Origin of the sequence: Evansella halocellulosilytica (genome assembly GCF_002335745.1) — a bacterium.
In the GTDB taxonomy this organism is placed as follows: domain Bacteria; phylum Bacillota; class Bacilli; order Bacillales; family Salisediminibacteriaceae; genus Bacillus_CA; species Bacillus_CA halocellulosilytica.
This window is the reverse complement of sequence record NZ_NIST01000001.1, coordinates 154,156-172,223: the sequence shown is the minus strand read 5'-3', so window position 1 is coordinate 172,223 and position 18,068 is coordinate 154,156. Positions and strand designations below refer to the sequence as shown.

General features: G+C 36.0%; 20 protein-coding genes and 1 pseudogene. All 21 read left to right on the top strand.

Annotated elements, in window-relative coordinates; genetic code table 11:
- Window positions 1–8: 8 nt before the first annotated feature.
- The 21 genes and pseudogenes from CD001_RS00770 (at window position 9) to CD001_RS00670 (ending at window position 18,012) form a co-directional block, all read left to right on the top strand.
- The gene (locus CD001_RS00770; protein ID WP_096185744.1) at window positions 9–173 is read left to right on the top strand and encodes a DUF2197 domain-containing protein; all 165 of its coding nucleotides are present in this window, start codon (window positions 9–11) and stop codon (window positions 171–173) included.
- Window positions 174–369: 196 nt separating this feature from the next.
- Window positions 370–954: a GrpB family protein gene (locus tag CD001_RS00765; protein ID WP_096185742.1), complete on the top strand. Its 585-nt coding sequence runs from the start codon at window positions 370–372 to the stop codon at window positions 952–954.
- Between the two features lie 849 nt (window positions 955–1,803).
- Window positions 1,804–2,142: a PadR family transcriptional regulator gene (locus CD001_RS00760; protein ID WP_096190441.1), complete on the top strand. Its 339-nt coding sequence runs from the start codon at window positions 1,804–1,806 to the stop codon at window positions 2,140–2,142.
- 1 nt (window position 2,143) lies between these two features.
- Window positions 2,144–2,482: a DUF1048 domain-containing protein gene (locus CD001_RS00755; protein WP_096185741.1), complete on the top strand. Its 339-nt coding sequence runs from the start codon at window positions 2,144–2,146 to the stop codon at window positions 2,480–2,482.
- Window positions 2,483–2,647: 165 nt separating this feature from the next.
- Window positions 2,648–2,800 (top strand): annotated as a pseudogene (locus CD001_RS26730) (DUF1048 domain-containing protein); the annotation flags it as partial.
- Between the two features lie 275 nt (window positions 2,801–3,075).
- Entirely contained in the window at window positions 3,076–3,849 is a 774-nt protein-coding gene (locus CD001_RS00745) for an ABC transporter ATP-binding protein (RefSeq protein ID WP_096185740.1), read from the top strand.
- Window positions 3,839–4,588, top strand: a complete 750-nt coding sequence (locus CD001_RS00740) for an ABC transporter permease (protein ID WP_096185738.1) — start codon at window positions 3,839–3,841, stop codon at window positions 4,586–4,588. The genes CD001_RS00745 and CD001_RS00740 overlap by 11 nt, the downstream gene beginning before the upstream one ends.
- 1,087 nt (window positions 4,589–5,675) lie before the next feature.
- Complete coding sequence (locus tag CD001_RS00735) at window positions 5,676–6,185, top strand: DUF6141 family protein (RefSeq protein ID WP_096185737.1); 510 nt, start codon at window positions 5,676–5,678, stop codon at window positions 6,183–6,185.
- 102 nt (window positions 6,186–6,287) lie between these two features.
- Complete coding sequence (locus CD001_RS00730) at window positions 6,288–6,752, top strand: AAA family ATPase (RefSeq protein ID WP_096185735.1); 465 nt, start codon at window positions 6,288–6,290, stop codon at window positions 6,750–6,752.
- 145 nt (window positions 6,753–6,897) lie between these two features.
- Window positions 6,898–7,104 (top strand): hypothetical protein, encoded by a 207-nt coding sequence (locus tag CD001_RS00725; RefSeq protein WP_096185734.1) that lies wholly within the window; start codon window positions 6,898–6,900, stop codon window positions 7,102–7,104.
- Window positions 7,105–7,368: 264 nt separating this feature from the next.
- Window positions 7,369–8,007, top strand: a complete 639-nt coding sequence (locus CD001_RS00720; RefSeq protein WP_257009674.1) for a DUF1349 domain-containing protein — start codon at window positions 7,369–7,371, stop codon at window positions 8,005–8,007.
- A gap of 171 nt (window positions 8,008–8,178) precedes the next feature.
- Window positions 8,179–8,454 (top strand): hypothetical protein, encoded by a 276-nt coding sequence (locus CD001_RS00715; RefSeq protein ID WP_096185731.1) that lies wholly within the window; start codon window positions 8,179–8,181, stop codon window positions 8,452–8,454.
- 136 nt (window positions 8,455–8,590) lie between these two features.
- Complete coding sequence (locus CD001_RS00710; protein WP_096185730.1) at window positions 8,591–8,923, top strand: hypothetical protein; 333 nt, start codon at window positions 8,591–8,593, stop codon at window positions 8,921–8,923.
- 1,670 nt (window positions 8,924–10,593) lie between these two features.
- On the top strand, window positions 10,594–12,498 hold the full coding sequence (locus CD001_RS00705; RefSeq protein ID WP_096185728.1) for an endonuclease MutS2: 1,905 nt from the start codon (window positions 10,594–10,596) through the stop codon (window positions 12,496–12,498).
- Between the two features lie 603 nt (window positions 12,499–13,101).
- Window positions 13,102–13,617, top strand: coding sequence for a GNAT family N-acetyltransferase (locus CD001_RS00700; protein ID WP_096185727.1), 516 nt, complete (start codon window positions 13,102–13,104; stop codon window positions 13,615–13,617).
- A 170-nt stretch (window positions 13,618–13,787) separates the two neighbouring features.
- Window positions 13,788–14,357 (top strand): GNAT family N-acetyltransferase, encoded by a 570-nt coding sequence (locus CD001_RS00695; protein ID WP_096185725.1) that lies wholly within the window; start codon window positions 13,788–13,790, stop codon window positions 14,355–14,357.
- Between the two features lie 53 nt (window positions 14,358–14,410).
- Window positions 14,411–14,593 carry a hypothetical protein gene (locus tag CD001_RS00690; protein WP_096185724.1) on the top strand — a complete coding sequence of 61 codons (183 nt, stop codon included), beginning with the start codon at window positions 14,411–14,413 and terminating at the stop codon, window positions 14,591–14,593.
- A gap of 498 nt (window positions 14,594–15,091) precedes the next feature.
- Complete coding sequence (locus CD001_RS00685; RefSeq protein ID WP_096185723.1) at window positions 15,092–15,607, top strand: GNAT family N-acetyltransferase; 516 nt, start codon at window positions 15,092–15,094, stop codon at window positions 15,605–15,607.
- A 115-nt stretch (window positions 15,608–15,722) separates the two neighbouring features.
- On the top strand, window positions 15,723–16,181 hold the full coding sequence (locus tag CD001_RS00680; RefSeq protein WP_096185721.1) for an RDD family protein: 459 nt from the start codon (window positions 15,723–15,725) through the stop codon (window positions 16,179–16,181).
- Complete coding sequence (locus CD001_RS00675) at window positions 16,150–17,055, top strand: alpha/beta fold hydrolase (RefSeq protein WP_096185719.1); 906 nt, start codon at window positions 16,150–16,152, stop codon at window positions 17,053–17,055. The genes CD001_RS00680 and CD001_RS00675 overlap by 32 nt, the downstream gene beginning before the upstream one ends.
- Window positions 17,056–17,601: 546 nt before the next feature.
- Window positions 17,602–18,012 (top strand): PH domain-containing protein, encoded by a 411-nt coding sequence (locus CD001_RS00670; RefSeq protein WP_096185717.1) that lies wholly within the window; start codon window positions 17,602–17,604, stop codon window positions 18,010–18,012.
- Window positions 18,013–18,068 lie beyond the last annotated feature (56 nt).

Genomic DNA, 18,068 nt, shown 5'->3' with positions numbered 1-18,068 from the left:
GGACAACAATGATTTATTATGAGGTACTTTGTTATAGTTGTAAAAGAAAATTCAAAGTATACGAAGGTTCACTACAATATAAACAATTTAAGGAAAGAATGAGTAGGTTTTTTTGTTGCGAAGATTGTAGTCATAAAATACGCATTGAAGCAATTAAAAATTTCCTTAGATAGTTTTTGTGAGTGCCCTATTAATAGATTGTAATAGGGGTTTTACTTCAATCTTTGTTGAGGTAATGGGGAGGATAGTGGAACAAGTCTCTTCTATTTATATTCATGATAAAATTAATTAATAATAGACCTGCCTGTTTAAACATAATAAAAACTGTGGAAAGTTTTAATGTTAAAAACAAATGAAAGAGTGATTTAATTGACTTCTGATAATAACAATTCCACTTCTAAAAATGATGAAAGGCTTCATGACGTATCAGTTGGTGAATTTAAACCCCACAATGCAACTATTACGCTCCTAGAGTATGATTCAAACTGGCCAAAGCTATTTGAACAAGAGGCTGAACGGATTCGTTCAATACTTGGCAACAAAATTTTGCAATTAGAGCATGTTGGTTCCACTTCAGTGCCTGGACTATGTGCAAAGCCAATTATTGATATTCTGTTGGTTGTAAGAGACTCTGCAGACGAAGCGGCTTATGTTTCTGACTTGGAGGACGCTGGTTACATTTTACGTATACGGGAACCAGATTGGTTTGAACACCGACTCTTCAAAGGTCCTGATACAGATATTAATCTACACGTATTTAGCAAAGGATCATCAGAGGTTGATCGAATGTTGCGCTTTCGTAATTGGCTAAGAACGAACAAATCCGATCGAGATGAATATGGAAGCGTAAAACGAAATTTAGCCCACCGGAAATGGAAACACGTACAAGACTATGCAGATGCCAAAGATTCGATAGTACAAGAAATTATGGGGAGAGCAAACGCAGTAGATTAGAAGGGATAATTATTGTAGCATCCTCTACAAGAAAGAGAGTCATGAGTGTTGCTAATTAATTTAAATAAATTTTGCTATTTATTGCACTAATGGGAGTGTTTCTGCAAAAAGGCAGAAACGCTATTCTTTTTTGAAAAACCGAGGAGAATCGCCCTTCACGACAAAAAAGTTTAGAGTAGCAGGATGATTAACTCTTGAGGACATGAGATCCGTTATGTGTGAACAAACCGTTGTTTTTCCAAAGTAGGCGGACACCAGATACGCTATTGCTTAAAAAAGGCTTTGATTTAGGCAGTTTTAGACGAAATAAGGTCTCTCATGGCCGATAAAATGAAAAAAATGCTCAAATTGCTGAAATAAGGGATCCAGTGTCCGCCGAGCAGGGTGATTAACTCTTGAGGACATGAGATCCGTTATGTGTGAACAAACCGGTGTATTTTCAAAGTAGGCGGCCATCAGGTACGCTATTGCTGAAAAAAGACTTTGGTTTAGGCAACTTTAAAGGAAATAAGGTCCCTCATGGCCGTTAAAAAGAAAAAATAGCTCAAATTGATCAAATAAGGGATCCAGTGTCCGCTTGGGAACCGTGGCTATATAAAAAGGATCCTTTAAAGACATAATTAAAATGGCCAATTTAAAATTTAGACTAATTTCTGAGCTATCACATTTGATAAAAACACATATGAAGCCCTTAATAACGGGATTTGTAGGATGAAATTTTATTCTTGACAAGTAACGCTATTCCGCGTTACTATATACTAGTATTAAGTAATACTTAATATCGGTATTACAAACTACCTGTGATAAGAGTACTGAAAAAATAAAATGAAATACAAATGGGTGATGAATTTGGATCATATCACAGAAATGCTGAAAGGTGTCCTTGAGGGTTGTGTACTTGAGATTATTAGCCGAGGTGAAACTTACGGTTATGAAATCACGCAGCAACTGCGAGAACTGGGTTTCACTGACGTGGTTGAAGGCACAGTTTATACGATTACCATGCGGCTTGAGAAAAACAAACTGGTGGACATCGAGAAAAAGCCATCCACTAAGGGACCACCTAGGAAATTTTACACACTCAATGCAGCAGGTCAAGAACAACTTAAAATTTTTTGGGAAAAATGGGAGTTCGTCTCAAGCAAAATGAACGAGCTCAAAACTAAAGAAATCAAAAGGAGGAGGTAAAATGAATTTTATTGAAAAAATTATTGGAAGTATGGATGAAAAGCGGAAATGGAAGGAGATGGAGGCGCGTGCAAAGGCACTTCCAAAGGAGTACCATAACGCTTACAAAGCTATACAAAAATATATGTGGACTGCTGGTGGTGTCACCGAGTGGAAGGACATCAGTCGGATCTTTGGCGGCATCCTCGACCTCTTCGAGGAAGGTGCAGCGGAAGGCAAGAATGTCACTGACCTCACTGGTGAGGACGTGGCCGCTTTCTGCGATGAACTAATGAAGGACGAGAAAACTTGGATGGACAAATATCGCACGAAGTTGAACGATACGATTGGTCGTGGCTAAAGGAGAAATCCTAGTTGATTTTCGCCTAGCACCGACACTAATGACGCAAACCCGAATATATTGTTTGAGTTTGCTCTGAATGATACAGCCCATCTAAAGGCGGGTTACGACCTGCATGAGCTTTCTCGTTCTAAACGTTTTTAACTAAACTGCTTGATTGTATGAATTATCGAGTTGTTCGAAGCCGGTCCGGCAGAAGGATGACAAGTGATAGAAATCACTGGGGACGATATGGCGTCTTTTGCAGATGAACTAGTGGCAAAAACTAAAACCTATTTCGTCAAGTATTGTGAAGGTTTGAATCAGAGTAGCGATTAGAAAAACTAAATTCAATAGATTTATACCGACTGAATAGCTGGTTACAAATGTGAATTAACTATTCAGTTCTATTTTTAACCCAGTAATAAGTGATACTGATTATCAATCAGACTAAGTAGATGAATATACGTAATCTATCTACGCAAAGCACTCGACCGGATAATTACGCCGCTTCGTCTGGGGGCGAGCAACCCGCTCGCTTGTTAGAGGCAAAGCGCCTTATATTTCGGATCTCGTAAGCGACTTTGCTGCGATTTTAAAAGGAGGAAAAAAGTATGAGCAATGAAGCGATTTCTGTAAAAGGGTTAAAAAAATCTTTTAAAGACAAGGAAGTGTTAAAGGGGGTTGATTTTGAGGTGCGGCGTGGTGAAATTTTCGCACTGCTAGGTTCAAATGGTGCGGGTAAGACGACGACTGTCAACATCCTCTCTACGCTGATGAAGTCCGATGGAGGCGAAGCAGGAATTTGCGGCTTTGATGTTCATCGTCAACCGGATCATGTTCGACAGAGTATCAGCCTGACAGGGCAATTCGCAGCTTTAGACGGCATGCTCACAGGGCGGGAAAACCTAATAATGATCGCCAAGTTGCGGGGAGTTTCCAAACCCGCTCAAGTCGCCGACAATCTGCTTACAAAATTCAGCTTGACCGATGCGGCTAATCGCAGGGCAGACCAGTACTCCGGCGGGATGAAGCGACGGATTGACATCGCAATGAGTCTGATCGGGTCGCCAGCAGTCATTTTTCTTGATGAACCGACGACAGGGCTTGACCCCGAAGCGCGAATTGAAGTATGGGATACCGTCAAGGAGCTTGCCGACAGCGGCACGACCGTTTTACTGACGACACAGTATCTGGAGGAAGCTGAACAACTTGCGGACCGTATCGCGATCCTGCATGGCGGAAAAATCATCACGACTGGTACTCTAACCGAACTCAAAGAGATGTTCCCTCCAGCGAAAGTGGAGTACATCGAGAAGCAGCCGACATTGGAGGAAATTTTCCTCGCGATCATCGGCAAAAAAGGAGGAGATGTAAATGAAAAGTAAAACAGGGGTATTACTAGGACGTTTAATGCGCAACATTATGCGCAGTCCGGATACAATTATCACGGTGGCGATTACGCCAATTATGATGATGCTGCTATTTGTCTACGTATTTGGCGGTGCCATAGAGACAGGTACGGACAACTATGTCAATTATTTATTGCCGGGAATTTTGCTGATAGCGATCGCATCCGGTGTCGCTTACACTTCCGTGCGGCTGTTTACTGATGTGAAGAGCGGGTTGATGTCGCGTTTCGTTACGATGCCCATCAAGCGCTCATCGGTATTGTGGTCTCACGTGTTGACCTCGCTTGTTTCCAATGCGCTGACTGTCGTGGTGGTTATCCTTGTCGCCCTCTTGATGGGCTTCCGTTCCAGCGCTGGTATTCTGGATTGGCTCGTTGTAGCTGGGATAATTGGGATGTTTACGCTGGCGCTGACATGGCTGGCGGTCATTCCTGGATTGACAGCCACGTCTATGGAAGGGGCAACAGCGTACTCGTACCCGCTGATTTTCCTACCGTTTATCAGTTCAGCCTTTGTCCCTACCGAAACCATGCCTAAAGTTGTCCGTGCGTTCGCTGAGAACCAGCCAGTGACTTCAATCGTAAATGCGATTCGTGCCCTCTTGTATGAAGGGCCTGTTGGCAACGATATCTGGATCGCGCTTGCATGGTGCGTCGGCATCATGGTCGTCGCTTACTTTTTCGCAAATAAAGCATTTAAGCGCCAGTTAGGTTAATTACACCGTATATGTTTAGCCATATCAATATAGTCAGCGGCTGCGATGACATGGAAGGCGGCTTAAATGTCAGGGCAACCATCGATGAATTTAAGGAACCCTTGTTGTGATTGGTGGTGGCTCGATCACTTACCCCAACGCGAAAGGTGCCATTTTAAGATAATTTACAGCGGATAGTGCTCTTTGGCTGGGAGGAAAAATTAAAAGAGTAGATTCCGAAGCAAAACGGCTTTCGTAATGAATGTTATTAACTTAAGGAACTATGAATTACATATCAGTTGGAATGTGATTCATAGTTTTTTGGATTGAATGAAAAGTTTTCAAGGTTTCACAAACTTGATTCCTAAGTTGTTAGATCATTGACTTTTGAAGGTCTCCTTAATCATCCATTAGAACATGGTATTCCAGTAGAACTGATAAATATGGTAATAGTTCTTGTTAAAAAACGGGAGCCATTTTGTTTCAGAAGGAAATCGCTCCTTTTTATTGAATTAATGTTTAAATGAAGAGCATTTAAATAATGGGGGAGAATCGTTTGGAAACATTTGAAATGGTCGAGTTAAACGAAGAAAATCTCGAAGATACGGGATGTTACTGTCTTCGCAGTAAGCCAGTTAAGTACACCTGGCTTAAAGGGAAATTTCCAATACGTTAAATGACGACAATAAAGTCGGAGGATTAACTTTTGAGGACACGAGATCCGTTATGTGTGAACAAACCGTTGTTTTTTGAAAATTGGCGGCCATCAGGTACGCTATTGGTTAAAAATAGCCTAGATTTAGCTAACTTTAAAGGTGATAAGGGATCTCATGGCCGCTAAAATGAAAAAATAGCTTAAATTTATAAAATAAGGGATCCAGTGTCCGCCGAGCAGGATGATTAGCTCTTGAGGACATGAGATCCGCTATGTGTGAACAAACCGGTGTTTTTTCAAAGTTAGCGGCCATCAGGTACGCTATTGTTTAAAAATGGCTTAGATTTAGGCACCATTAGACGAAATAAGGGATCTCATGGCCGCCAAATTAAAAATTTCGCTTAAATTCATCAAATAAAGGATCGTGTGTCCGCCTAGAGAAAGGAGGTAAGAATGGAGAAGAACAATAAAATGATTTATCGTGAAATTCAAAAACCTCGTCAATTTTGGGTATGGATAGTGGTTTTACTTATTGCTTTGCTTTTTACGTATGGGTTTATCCAGCAAATTCTTTTAGGAAATCCATTTGGTAGTAATCCAGCGCCCGATTGGCTCCTTCTCATTTTCTGGTTCATTTTTGGGATTATTTTTCCTGTAGTGATGGCGTTTTTTAAACTTATAATCGAAATTCGTGTTGATGGGATTTATATCCGTTATGTACCGTTTCATCTTCGTTATAGGAGGATTTTATTTAAAGAGATAGAGAACTATGAGCCTATTGTTTATAGCTTTTTCGAATTTGGTGGTTGGGGAATTCGTGTTAATTCTTTAGGAGAAAAATCGTATACGATGTATGGAAATAAAGGAATAAAGATAAATTTAAAGAATGAAACTGTAGTGCTGGGCACTCAGAAGCAAAATGAAATGATCGAAGCAATTGATGCATTAAATGAGAGGCAATAAACAATCAATCTATAATTAAAAGAGTGCATGAGTCTATGAAAAGAGCTACCGGTCATCTTGTATTATTGTACTGACTGAGAACATTTATGGAGGGATCTCATCATGGCAATCATACTTGTTACAGGCTTATCTGGTGTCGGTACTTCAAGTGCATTAGAACAATTAGAAAAAGAAGGATATAATGTAGTCGATACGGATTATGGCTACATAAAGGTCATAAAAAATGGTGAAATAGAAGAAAGAGTCTGGGATGAAGAAAAAATCACTCAATTGATAGACAAGTACAAAGAATCCCATTTATTTTTATCAGGATGCTATGCAAATCAAGGGAAATTTTATAAACATTTTGATTATGTCGTGTTACTCAAAGCTGAACTGAAGATAATGATTGATAGAATTAATAACAGAACTTCTCATCATTATGGCAAAAGCCCAGAGGAAAGGGCAGAGGTAATCGATAGCTATGAAAACGTTTTACCACTATTAGAGAAAAGTTCGGATATTATTATTGATACTTCACATCGTGGAATTGATGTCGTGTGTAGTCGTCTTAAAGATTTATTATAAGAGTGTGATTGTTTAACATCTAAAAATTTAAATAAGTCCAAGTATGTATGAATACACGGTCGTATTATTGGTTTAGTCCACTATATGACTTTATCTTAGTTACAGATATGAAAAGAAGAACAAATTAGAAGATTAGGGGAGCGATATGGCTGATCATAATAATGAAAAGAAGTCAACATTAGCAAACTATCTAGTATACGGAATGACTTTTGGATTATTAGGGGGCTCGATCTTAAGTACAATTGGATTTATGTTCGAAATTGTATTTATTCAAATTGCGGGTGTTGGAATAGGATTCTCATTAGGAATGACGGTAGGTGCTTTGCTTTATTACTTTGAAAATAGCAAATAAATAAGCTGAAGGCTACTGTGGTGGGTTTAGGAAAAATCTAGGTAGCTGCCCATGCGGCTTTTTTTATAAATCCAAGTGAAGTGACCAAATAAGATTATAATTGGAATGAATTTTACCAAGAAATACTTGATTTTTGCTTTATATGCAACTAAATGCGAGCAAAGGACAATTTTTGATTGAGTAGGAATGAACATACGTATTCCTTTAGTTGTTAAAGTGAAGCTGGGTAAAGTTAAGTTTAGAATTTTATGTAGGGGTGATTATTTGAAAACAAATGTAATATTTAACGAATGTTTTGAAAATAACAAGCTTAGTGATGAATTAGTGTGGTTTTGCGAACCTAAAGAATGGTTTATAGACAAAAGTTCCTCTCAACTCGTAATACAAACGGATGAGAACACCGATTATTGGAAGAAAACACATTATGGTTTCGAAGTAGATAATGGGCATTTTCTTTATACAGAAACAGATAAAAATGTTAGATTAACTACAAAAGTGAAGACAAAACCTAAATCAAAGTATGACCAAGCAGGGTTGATGATGAGGTTCTCGGAAGATATATGGATAAAAACATCATTGGAATATATACCAAATGGATTAAGTAAATTGGGTGCAGTTGTTACAAATCATGGTTATTCCGATTGGTCATCACAAAATGTAGACTATAATTATGAATATTTGTATTTCAGGATATCAAGAATTGGTCAGAATTGTTATGTTGACTTTTCATCCAACTGGGTAGAATGGTATCAAATACGTATTGCTCACTTGGATATCCCAGAACATTCTTTTGTTAAAGTGGGGTTATATGCTTGTAGCCCACAAGGGAAACACCAGGAAGTAAGGTTTGATTTTATAGAAGTTGAAGAACTTTCTAACAACACTCAAGAAGCTTATTTATAAACTTTATGAAATGCTTCATCAATCTGCTGTCTGGTGAGGTTATTGTACTAAAGGGATAGCGATAGCTGAATAAGCTGTCGCTGCTTTTGTTCCAGTAATGGGGAGAATACCTAAATATGTAGACTTAGGGTTTTATGGTAAAATTAGGGTGAATTGGAAAGGGGATACTGAATGGAAACTACTTTACAATTTAAAAAAGCGATTTCTTATTTTAGGGTATTACTATTGGTTTTAACAATAGTATCCACGAGCTTTGTTATTTGGGCAGGTTTTACTGGTAGAGAGTCTATTTTCCCGTTCCTACTATGCCTAACACTGTTTCTATCCATAAGTAATTTTCAGCTTGATAATAAAAATATTGAAAGAAAGAAGTTTTATAGAATTTTATTTATTGTGTCATGTCTGTCAGTTGCATTAGCGGTTGTAAACTTAATTATTGGAGGATAGTTAGTGTAAACGGAAACGGAAAAGTCTTATTGAGCTACGGAGAGCGATAGTCTAAGATCTAATAAGCTGCATTTCGCGGCTTTTTTTGTCTATAATTTGGAAAATGATGTTAAACTAAAGGGGAGGATGGTATGATATGAGAAAAAAATTTACGAGACCTTTGTTAGTAATTATATTAGTAACCGGAATCCTATTTGTATTTGTGGATTTATTGAAGGAAGAGACATTTACAATCATTGAAAAGGATACAGATACGTTTGTTTGGATTGAAAGCAATAAACTATTAAATCCCACTTATAAACGAGCATCATTAGGTTTAGAAAATGCCAGAATAATAAATTCGAATGGTGAGGAAATAGATTATAGAGAGTTGGTAATAGGAGATAAAATTAAAGCTGATTTTAAACCAATGGTAGCACTTAGTGACCCTCCAGGCTTAGGGGCATGGGAGGTAAAACTATTGAACTAAAGGGTGGCGATAGCATAATAAGCTGTCGTTGCTCCTGTTCAACAAACGGGAAAGAATCCTTCAATAAGCAAATGTAATTATTATTGTACTAACTGGCTGGCAGTAGAGTATAAGAGAAAATTGGTTAAATTGAGTCACTTCATTTAGTTTTTTTACAAAAAAAATCTAGTTAAAGTTGAGGGAATGGTTTTAATGATGAGGTTCGTTGATGACTTAGTAGGAGCTATATAGATGTTTTTAATTTTATTATTAGGTCTATTATTTATTTTCTTGCAGGAACGATCATTGTAGCAGTTCCAATATACCTATTAGTTTGGATAATTAAATTGTTCCAATAATTTTTAAAAAGTAACGGAGAGCGATAACCTAAAATCTAATAAGCTGCACATGCGGCTTTTTTTGTCTGTCATTTGGAAAATGATGTTAAAGTAAAGGGGAGAGGAGTTCAATAATTTGGAGGATAGAGTATTAATGGATTAGGAGGAATGGTTATGGATACTATGGTTATTTTTGCATTTTCTGTTGCGATAGGTGCTTTAAGTATGGCTTTCTTTGCGTTTTCAAAAATAGAAGAATTGAAAAAAAGAGTTAAAGAGTTGGAAGATAATTAAACAGGCTTCTTCAACAAACGATAAGCTTTAGTGGAACAGGCTATTGCTGCGATTACAATGCATGTTTTGGTGAACAAGATGGGATTACCATATTAAACAAAATCAGTTATTGGATAATTACCGATGGAACTCGATGGTCTCAGGAATTATTTATGGATTATTTTAATAACTCTTTGCTAGTCACGATGCTTATGGCCTTACTAATGATAATCAATTTTTACGCTAATGAAAGAACAAGGGTAGCATCATTACTTACTAGCTAAAGTTCAATAAGGCCATGTAATGATCTTCCACAATCGGGGGTAAATGTTGTTGAGAGAGATTTAAAAAGGCTGCTTCACTGATTAAGAGAAAGACCATAAAGCAAAGAAAGCTCTATCAGTTCAAGGTAAGGAAATAAACATCGGCGCAGTTGGACGGAATCAGGGAGACTCCTGCGGAAAAACGGGCTAGACGAGACCCCGCAAGGCGCTTTTCCTGAGGAGGCTCGGCGGTTCGTCCGCGGAAAGCGAGCTGATGCAGTCTAACGGAGCTGCATGTAAAATGATGCAACTAAACAAAAAGAGGCAATTTCATCTTTTGAAAAAAATGCTCACTATTAGTTGACGCAAACTAATTCTCAATGCGGTTTGACGAAACCGTTTTTCCATGCTACATTAATCTCATATTATAAAAAGGTGTGGTGAAGTATGTCGGTAGTAGGTATCAACTAATTGTGATTAGTTGAATAAGGTGTTTATTTTCTGGTTTCAATGCCAGTTTATTAAGGAATGCCTTTTTTCAAACATGTTACTTTAACATTTTTGATATGTGCTATCAGACTGCTTCCATTTCCATATATTCGTTTAGCGTAGAATGTAAGACATTAAGCTTTGAGGGTGGATTCTATCCTGTCATGCTTAATTTATTTAGGTCTTATTTATTCATGCCTGTTCGAAATTTGACCTTGTTTTGTGACAAGGTTATGCCCGCGGAAGCTTTCTGTCCAGTTTAGTTGTCTAAATTGGAAGGCAGGGAAGGCTTTAGCGGGCTTATTTTATTTGGAATGAGGAAGATAAAATGAATAATATGACCTTTGAAAAATTACAATACCACGAATTAAAAAATAAAGTGAAAAACCATTGCGTCAGCAGTTTAGGTAAAGAGTTAATAGAAAAATTACAGCCAAGCTCGAATATAAAAGTCGTTCGTAATCGTTTAAATGAAACGAATGAGGCCCGAAAGTTATTGGACGCTGAAAAGCACTTGCCATTAACAGGCATTTCTAATATAACAAGCCATATTAAAAAATTAGAAAAAGGCATGGTATTAACACCAGCAGAATTACTTGCTATTTCTGATTTTTTAAGAGGCTGTAGAAAAATTAAAAAGTTTATGGCAGATAAAGAATTTTTTGCGCCTGTACTTTACTCCTATGCGCTTTCTATGACTGAATTTCGAGGTATTGAAGAGGATATCTTATTTGCAATTAAAGGAAATCGAGTAGATTCAGGAGCTAGTAAAGAATTAAAACGAATTAGGAATCAGATAGCTAAAACAGAAGGGAAAATTGAAGAACGTTTGAATAAGTTTTTGAAAAGTGGAGCCAATAAAGAATATATCCAAGAATCTTATATTAGTAAGAAAGATGATCGTTTTACGATTCCAATTAAAGCATCCTTTAAGAATCATGTAGCGGGAACGGTTATTGAAGCATCCTCTAAAGGGTCTACAGTATTCATTGAACCTGAAGCTGTCTCGAAGCTTAATGTGGAATTAATGAGTTTGAAATCGGAAGAATCAGTTGAGGAATATCAAATATTAGCAACGTTAACCGGAATGATTCATGAATCGCTTCATGAAATAGGTATTAATATTGAATGTATCAGTCAGTACGACATGATTTTTGCGAAAGCGAAGTATAGTAAAAGTACCGACGCTATTGAACCGAAGATCAATAATTATGGATATATAAAATTAATAAATAGTAAACACCCATTGTTAGAAGGAAGCATTGTCCCATTGGATCTTGAAATCGGAGAAGGCTATCGAAGCTTAGTCATTACAGGTCCTAATGCGGGTGGGAAAACCGTCGTATTAAAGACCGTTGGAATTTTAACTTTAGCAGTTATGTCAGGGTTTCATATTATGGCGAAACAAGGAACTGAAATTGCGATTTTTGATCACGTGTTTGTAGATATTGGGGATAACCAAAGCTTAGAGAATGCCCTAAGTTCTTTTTCTTCCCATATGAAGAATATTTCAGAGATCATGAGTACGGCTACTAATAATACTCTGCTTTTATTCGATGAAATTGGAAGTGGAACGGAGCCGAATGAAGGTGCTGCTTTAGCAATCGCCATTTTAGAAGAGTTTTATCATATGGGATGTATGACAATTGCAACAACTCATTATGGGGAAATAAAACGGTATTCTGAAATGCACGATGACTTTATGAATGCGGCGATGTTATTTAATAGTGCTGAATTGAAGCCGATGTATAAGTTATTAATAGGGAAATCAGGAGAGAGTAATGCACTTTGGATTTCAAGTAGGATGAATATCCGTGAAAATGTTTTGAAGCGAGCTCAATTGTATATAGAAAATAAAAATTATAATCTGGAAGCAGTAAAAGAAAACAAAATAAAAAAACCAGTGCATGAAGTAGATCAGCCATTAGAGGCATATCATTATGAAGTAGGTGACCGGGTACGATTAATCAGCCAGGATGATTATGCAATCGTCTATGAGCCAAGAGATCAATTTAATAACATTAAACTGTTCTATAAAGGTGAAGTATTGGAAGTAAATATTAAGCGGATTGAATTGGACATTAAAGCAACTCAATTATATCCTGAAGGGTATGATATAAACACCTTATTTACCAGTTATCAAAACAGAAAGCTGCAGCATGATCTAGAGAGAGGTTCGAAAAAGGCACTGCGAAAGGTTCAAAAGGAGATTAGAAATAGAAAAGAAAAATAGTTGTCTAATTTATATAGAGTTGATCTTCCGCTATTGAAGAGATGTTCAACTAAGCAAAAAATTTCTTCTTCTACTTTACGGAGGTGCCAACAGCATTTAGTACTATTGCATATCAATTATGTTCAAAGTCGATTAATTTGAATGAATCTCATGCTTTAATATAAGTTCTTGTTTATTCAAAAAACGGGCGCATTTCTCTAAGAAATGCGTTCTTCTTCTTGTAAACGTATTTTAAAATTAACCTCTATATGTCAAGAAATTGTTATAACGTTTGTTAAACATTTTGAATTCGTTTTTCATCATTACCTATTGAATTCCAATAAATAGGAGTACAAAATAAAAGCAGGTTATACGACAAGTTCATACAACTTAAACTAAAGAGAAAAGGGTAGGTGAGAGTCTAATGTCAATGTTAGAGGCAAACAGAGACAGTTCGTATTTCATGATCGGAGCGGTTATCATTACTGTTTCGATAAATTGATAACTGGCGGTTCTTAATTGCTGAAATTTGGAAACTATTTTGTACCTTCGAAATGGCTTATAACCCGTACATTACATAACAAGGTTTTCTATTTTTAATATCTTTTTATAGGGAGGAATAAAATGTTTCAAGAATCAAATTTATTAAGACTTCGTTATACAACTGTTAATGATTTGGGGTTCGTTTGTAATTTAGAATCACACAAAGAAAATGCCAGATTTATTATTCCTTGGTCTATGGATAAGCATAAGGAAGCTTTAGAGGATAAAGATATTATGCATCTGATAATTGAAGAACGTACAAGTAATAGACTAATTGGCTACATTATTATTGCAGGTCTGACTAACCCAAATAATAACCTCGAATTGATGAGAATCACAATTGCAGATAAAGGCAAAGGGTACGGAAAAGAGTCATTCAAAATAATTAAAAAATGGGCTTTTATGAAATTTAGAGCACATCGTTTATGGTTAGATGTAAAAGTAAATAACTTAAGAGCATTTAATTTATATAAAAAGCAAGGTTTTATAGTAGAAGGAACATTAAGGGAATGTTTAAAAGGTGAAAATGATTACGAATCTTTGCATGTTATGTCAATCTTAAAAAGAGAGTACGTTGAGCAAGAAACGGTAATTTAAGAAGAGTATCAGCCAATAGAAAGTGCATCAATGAACTAAAACAAACGGTTAGATTTAGTCTAAGATCTAATAAGCTGCATTTCTTGGCTTTTTTGTCTGTCATTTGGAGAATAATGTTAAACTAAAGGGGGAAAAGTTACAGAAAATTAAATAGCAAAGGGGTTAGAAAAATGAAGATTTCAGATGTGTTCAATGATTTACCGACGCTGGAAACAGAAAGAGTTTTATTAAGAAAATTTACTCTCGATGACGCTAACGATATGTTCGATTACTCTTCTGTTCCTGAAGTATCGAAATTTGTTCCGTGGGAAACTCATACAACACTTGAAGATTCAAAGGGTTTTATAAGTTATATCATAAAACGATACGAAGAAGGTAAACTAGCTCCTTGGGCTATTGAATTAAAAGAAAATGAGAAAGTGATAGGAACGATTGATTTTGTCGCTTGGTTCCCACAACATTACCGTGCTGAAATAGGATTTATCTTATCAAATGAACATTGGGGGAGAGGTTTAATCCCTGAAGCAGCAAATGAAGTTATTCAATTCGGTTTTAACAAAATGGAGTTAAATAAAATAAAGGCACCTTGTATGGTTGAGAATGTTCAATCTCAAAGAGTGTTACGAAAACTTGGAATGACTTTAGAAGGCATCTTGAAAGACGAATATTTTATAAAGGGCAAGTTTCGAGATATCGCTGTTTACTCTCTATTAAAGAAAGATTTCCAAAGTAACGACTAAGCTATTCTTCTTCAACAGAACGGGGATATTACTTCAAGAAAGGAGTGAGAAATGTGAATAAATACATTCGAAATATGATTGCCATTGTCTTTATTGTTGTTATGTTTTTAATATTTTTTAAGTATTGGGCTGGCGTAGATTTCGGAATATGGCATTTATTTTTAATCATAGCAGGAGCTTATGGTATCTACGCGAACTTAAAAACTCTAAAAAATTATAATATAGGCTATGAATAGTTGTACTTAAAGTGATGGGAGTTGTTAGTAGAAGCGTGGGCTGTGAGTGATACAGCTCATTTTTTATGTCCTACGAATTGGAAAACAATGTTAAGCTAAAGGGGAGAATCCTTTAATAATTAAATTTAATGATTATTGTACTAACTGGCAGTAGAGTTTAATAAAAAATTGGTTGAATTGCCTCACTTGATTTAGTTTTTACGAGAAAAATCTAGTTAGTTGTGGAGTGGTTTTTAATGATGAGGTTCTTTGATGACTTAGCAGGAGCTATATATGATGTTTTTAAATTTATTATTAGGTCTACTATTTATTTTCTTACAGGAACGATAATTGTAGCAGTTCCAATATACTTAATAGTTTGGATAATAAACATGTTCCAATAATATTTTTAAGTAACGGTAAGCTTTAGTGGAACAGACTTTCGTTGTCGTTGTGTTGCTAACAGGGAGTTTACTTCAGTAAGCAATATTAATTTTAAGAAATGTTAAGGGAGAATTTATGGATTTAAAAGATCGTAATGCTCATATGATAAACATTCGACTAATAAACATAGATGATTATAAATATGTTTTGAATTGGAGTAAGGATGGGAAATTTTGTTGTGCAAATGGTTGGGGTAAAAATAGGGATGAGCAAGAATTATATAGGTGGTGGCTTCATTGTGTTAATAATAAATCTAAAGATTTTATCCGCTTAGGAATTGAAATGGAAAGTAGGTTAATCGGGCATGCAGACCTTGCATGTATTGAAGATAATGAGGCTGAATTAGGTATAGCAATTGGTGAAAGAAGAACTCTATGGGGAAAAGGGAACGGATTTAATGCGTGTATAAGGATAATGGATTTTGCTTCAAAACAATTAGGAATCACAGTTTTTAATGCGGAGACACACGAATCCAATATTCGTGCAAGAAGAATGCTTGATAAATTGGGATTTAAAGAAGTAAGTAGGATTGGAAGTGAAGAATATTTAGGGAGCGAGACCAAACTAATTCAGTATAGGCTCTCGTACTAGAACGGTTAAAGGGTAAGCTTTAGCTGAACAAGCAAATCATTGCCATTGTGTCGCTATCGGGGAGTTTACTTAAGAGGAAGTATAGTCAGATTAAGAAAAACGAGAGGTGAATTTATTGAAAATAGAGAATGCTACTGGACTTGGTATTCGCCTGTTAGCAAGTTTTTTGGATTTTATTATACTTGTAATACCAATAAGTTTTATTATTTTTATCTTTAACGGTCATTACTCCTATGAGTGGACACTTAGTTTTTCCTGGCAAATAGTATATGTTTTATATTTAACCATCGTTCCTGTTTTATGGGGTGGATATATCATTGGTAAGCGAATCTGTAAAATAAAAATAAAAAGAGTAGATAATCAAAATGTAACATTTTTAAATATGTTTTTAAGGGAAGTAGTAGGGAGTTATCTTATTGTTCTATTAACATTCGGATTATCACTAGTAGTTAGTATTTTCATGATACTATTTCGTGAAGATAAGCGGGGAGTACACGATATAATAGGTGGCACTTATGTTACTAGACAAGGGGGGAAAGAAAATGGAAAAGACATCAAACGGGAGATTAATTAATATTCGGGGAAAAGATTTGCATGTAGAAATTTATGGTTCGGAAAATAACACTCCTTTACTTTATATTCATGGTGGTCCTGGTCAAGGGTGTTATGATTTCTGTTATCATCAGGCAGAAAGATTACAGGAAGATGTTAGACTTATTGCGGTTGACCAGAGAGGGGTTTCCCGCTCTGAAGGAATTAAAAAAGAAGAGAGCTTTTCTTTAATCGATATTATCTTGGATTTTGAGGAACTTAGAAAAAAATTAGGAATTGAGAAATGGGCACTGTTAGGGCATTCTTTCGGAGGCTATTTTAGTCTTTTATATGCGACTACTTTTCCAAAGTCAGTTAGTCATATCATTTTTGAATGTCCCACTTTTGATTCTGGACTTTCGGCGAGAAATTTATTAATAAAAGCCTCAAAATTGTTTAATGAAGCGGGAAAAGAAACCTTGGCAGAGAAATGCCTGGAATTATCCAAATCAGATAAATCAGCCAAGGATTTAATGTTAGAGTTTGTGGAGATACGTCCAGAATTAGGTGAAAGGGGATTAGAAATACACATTCATAATATTGAACATACAACCGATTATTCATTATATTCAGAAGATGAATGGAAGCAGTTTATCGAAAAAAATAGTGTTCATAATGACCGATTGTTTGAGGAGAATGAAATATTTAATTCGTTACTTCCAAGACTTAAAGAAGTTACACAGCCCGCACTTTTAATTAATGGCAAATATGACCCCGTAACATGTGATGAACAGAAAAGAATCTTTCTGGAAGATGTAAGACATGGTGAGAGTATCACACTACAAGATAGTGGACATTTCCCTCACTTCGAAGAACCAGAAAACTTCAAGAATGTTGTCCTTAACTTCTTAAAATAGTCTTATGGGATGGTTGTTTAAAAACAGCTTCGTTAGTGAATGTTCTTAAACAAACGAGAGCGAAAGCATAATAGGTTGTCGTTGATCCTGTTCAACAAACGGGGACAATCCTTGAAGAAGATAAAAAAATACATATTAAGACCTGCTGTTTATTGTCTTATGTTCAAGATGACAGGCTCTTTCAATGATTACATCCATTAAAAACACCTTTCTACGACTATAAATATAGGAGGCTCTGCAACAACTAAAATAGGATTAATCTACCATAAGTGCTTCCACAAAGAGAGCGACAGTCAGTGGTGCACCGTCGTCGAAGGAGTCAGACTAACGGATGGGCTCTCATTCACCATAGTTCATCGATCGTCCTCTCCCAGCCGTAGAATCAGTATTGACGGATCTAGAGGATTATTTTCATATATGTGGTGCAGCGCTGATTTTTGCACTGAATGGATGGCTAACGGGTAGGTTAACTCAATAAGCATCAATGGTATTTTAAACGAAAGTGAGTAGTATTCGTATCATGTATAAGTATAAGGAGGTGTTACAATGGTTTTCACGTCAAAGAAAGACATATGGTTGGGAATTCCGATATGGGCGTCAATCATTGCTTTTTTACTAATCTTGTACGAAGCAATCTCTCAATTAAGTATAGTTGTTATTATTTTAGTATTTATCTTTCTTTGTTTTCTTGGTTCAATTTGGCTTCATACTCGATACATCATCCAAGATGAATTATTGATTATTAAATATGGACTTATAAAGCAAACAATAAATATTAACGATATTAAATCATTTAGGAAAACAACGAACCCCTTTGTATCTCCATCACTTTCTATTCATAGAATTGAAATTACTTACAATAAATATGAAACAGTACAAGTTTCACCCAAAGAAATAAATCTATTTGTAGAGGAGTTACAAAAAAGGAATTCTGATATTCAAGTTAAAAACATTTAAGGACTTTTACATAATTTAACTTTTATTGTAGTAAAGGTTGCATTAGTAAAGCAGGG

Excerpts from the sequence above, each read along its gene's own strand:
- CD001_RS00770 (WP_096185744.1), top strand. The coding sequence starts at position 9 with ATGATTTATTATGAGGTACTTTGTTATAGTTGTAAAAGAAAATTCAAA.
- CD001_RS00755 (WP_096185741.1), top strand. The coding sequence starts at position 2,144 with ATGAATTTTATTGAAAAAATTATTGGAAGTATGGATGAAAAGCGGAAA.
- CD001_RS00745 (WP_096185740.1), top strand. The coding sequence starts at position 3,076 with ATGAGCAATGAAGCGATTTCTGTAAAAGGGTTAAAAAAATCTTTTAAA.
- CD001_RS00740 (WP_096185738.1), top strand. The coding sequence starts at position 3,839 with ATGAAAAGTAAAACAGGGGTATTACTAGGACGTTTAATGCGCAACATT.
- CD001_RS00735 (WP_096185737.1), top strand. The coding sequence starts at position 5,676 with ATGGAGAAGAACAATAAAATGATTTATCGTGAAATTCAAAAACCTCGT.
- CD001_RS00730 (WP_096185735.1), top strand. The coding sequence starts at position 6,288 with ATGGCAATCATACTTGTTACAGGCTTATCTGGTGTCGGTACTTCAAGT.
- CD001_RS00725 (WP_096185734.1), top strand. The coding sequence starts at position 6,898 with ATGGCTGATCATAATAATGAAAAGAAGTCAACATTAGCAAACTATCTA.
- CD001_RS00715 (WP_096185731.1), top strand. The coding sequence starts at position 8,179 with ATGGAAACTACTTTACAATTTAAAAAAGCGATTTCTTATTTTAGGGTA.
- CD001_RS00710 (WP_096185730.1), top strand. The coding sequence starts at position 8,591 with ATGAGAAAAAAATTTACGAGACCTTTGTTAGTAATTATATTAGTAACC.
- CD001_RS00705 (WP_096185728.1), top strand. The coding sequence starts at position 10,594 with ATGAATAATATGACCTTTGAAAAATTACAATACCACGAATTAAAAAAT.
- CD001_RS00700 (WP_096185727.1), top strand. The coding sequence starts at position 13,102 with ATGTTTCAAGAATCAAATTTATTAAGACTTCGTTATACAACTGTTAAT.
- CD001_RS00695 (WP_096185725.1), top strand. The coding sequence starts at position 13,788 with ATGAAGATTTCAGATGTGTTCAATGATTTACCGACGCTGGAAACAGAA.
- CD001_RS00685 (WP_096185723.1), top strand. The coding sequence starts at position 15,092 with ATGGATTTAAAAGATCGTAATGCTCATATGATAAACATTCGACTAATA.
- CD001_RS00675 (WP_096185719.1), top strand. The coding sequence starts at position 16,150 with ATGGAAAAGACATCAAACGGGAGATTAATTAATATTCGGGGAAAAGAT.
- CD001_RS00670 (WP_096185717.1), top strand. The coding sequence starts at position 17,602 with ATGGTTTTCACGTCAAAGAAAGACATATGGTTGGGAATTCCGATATGG.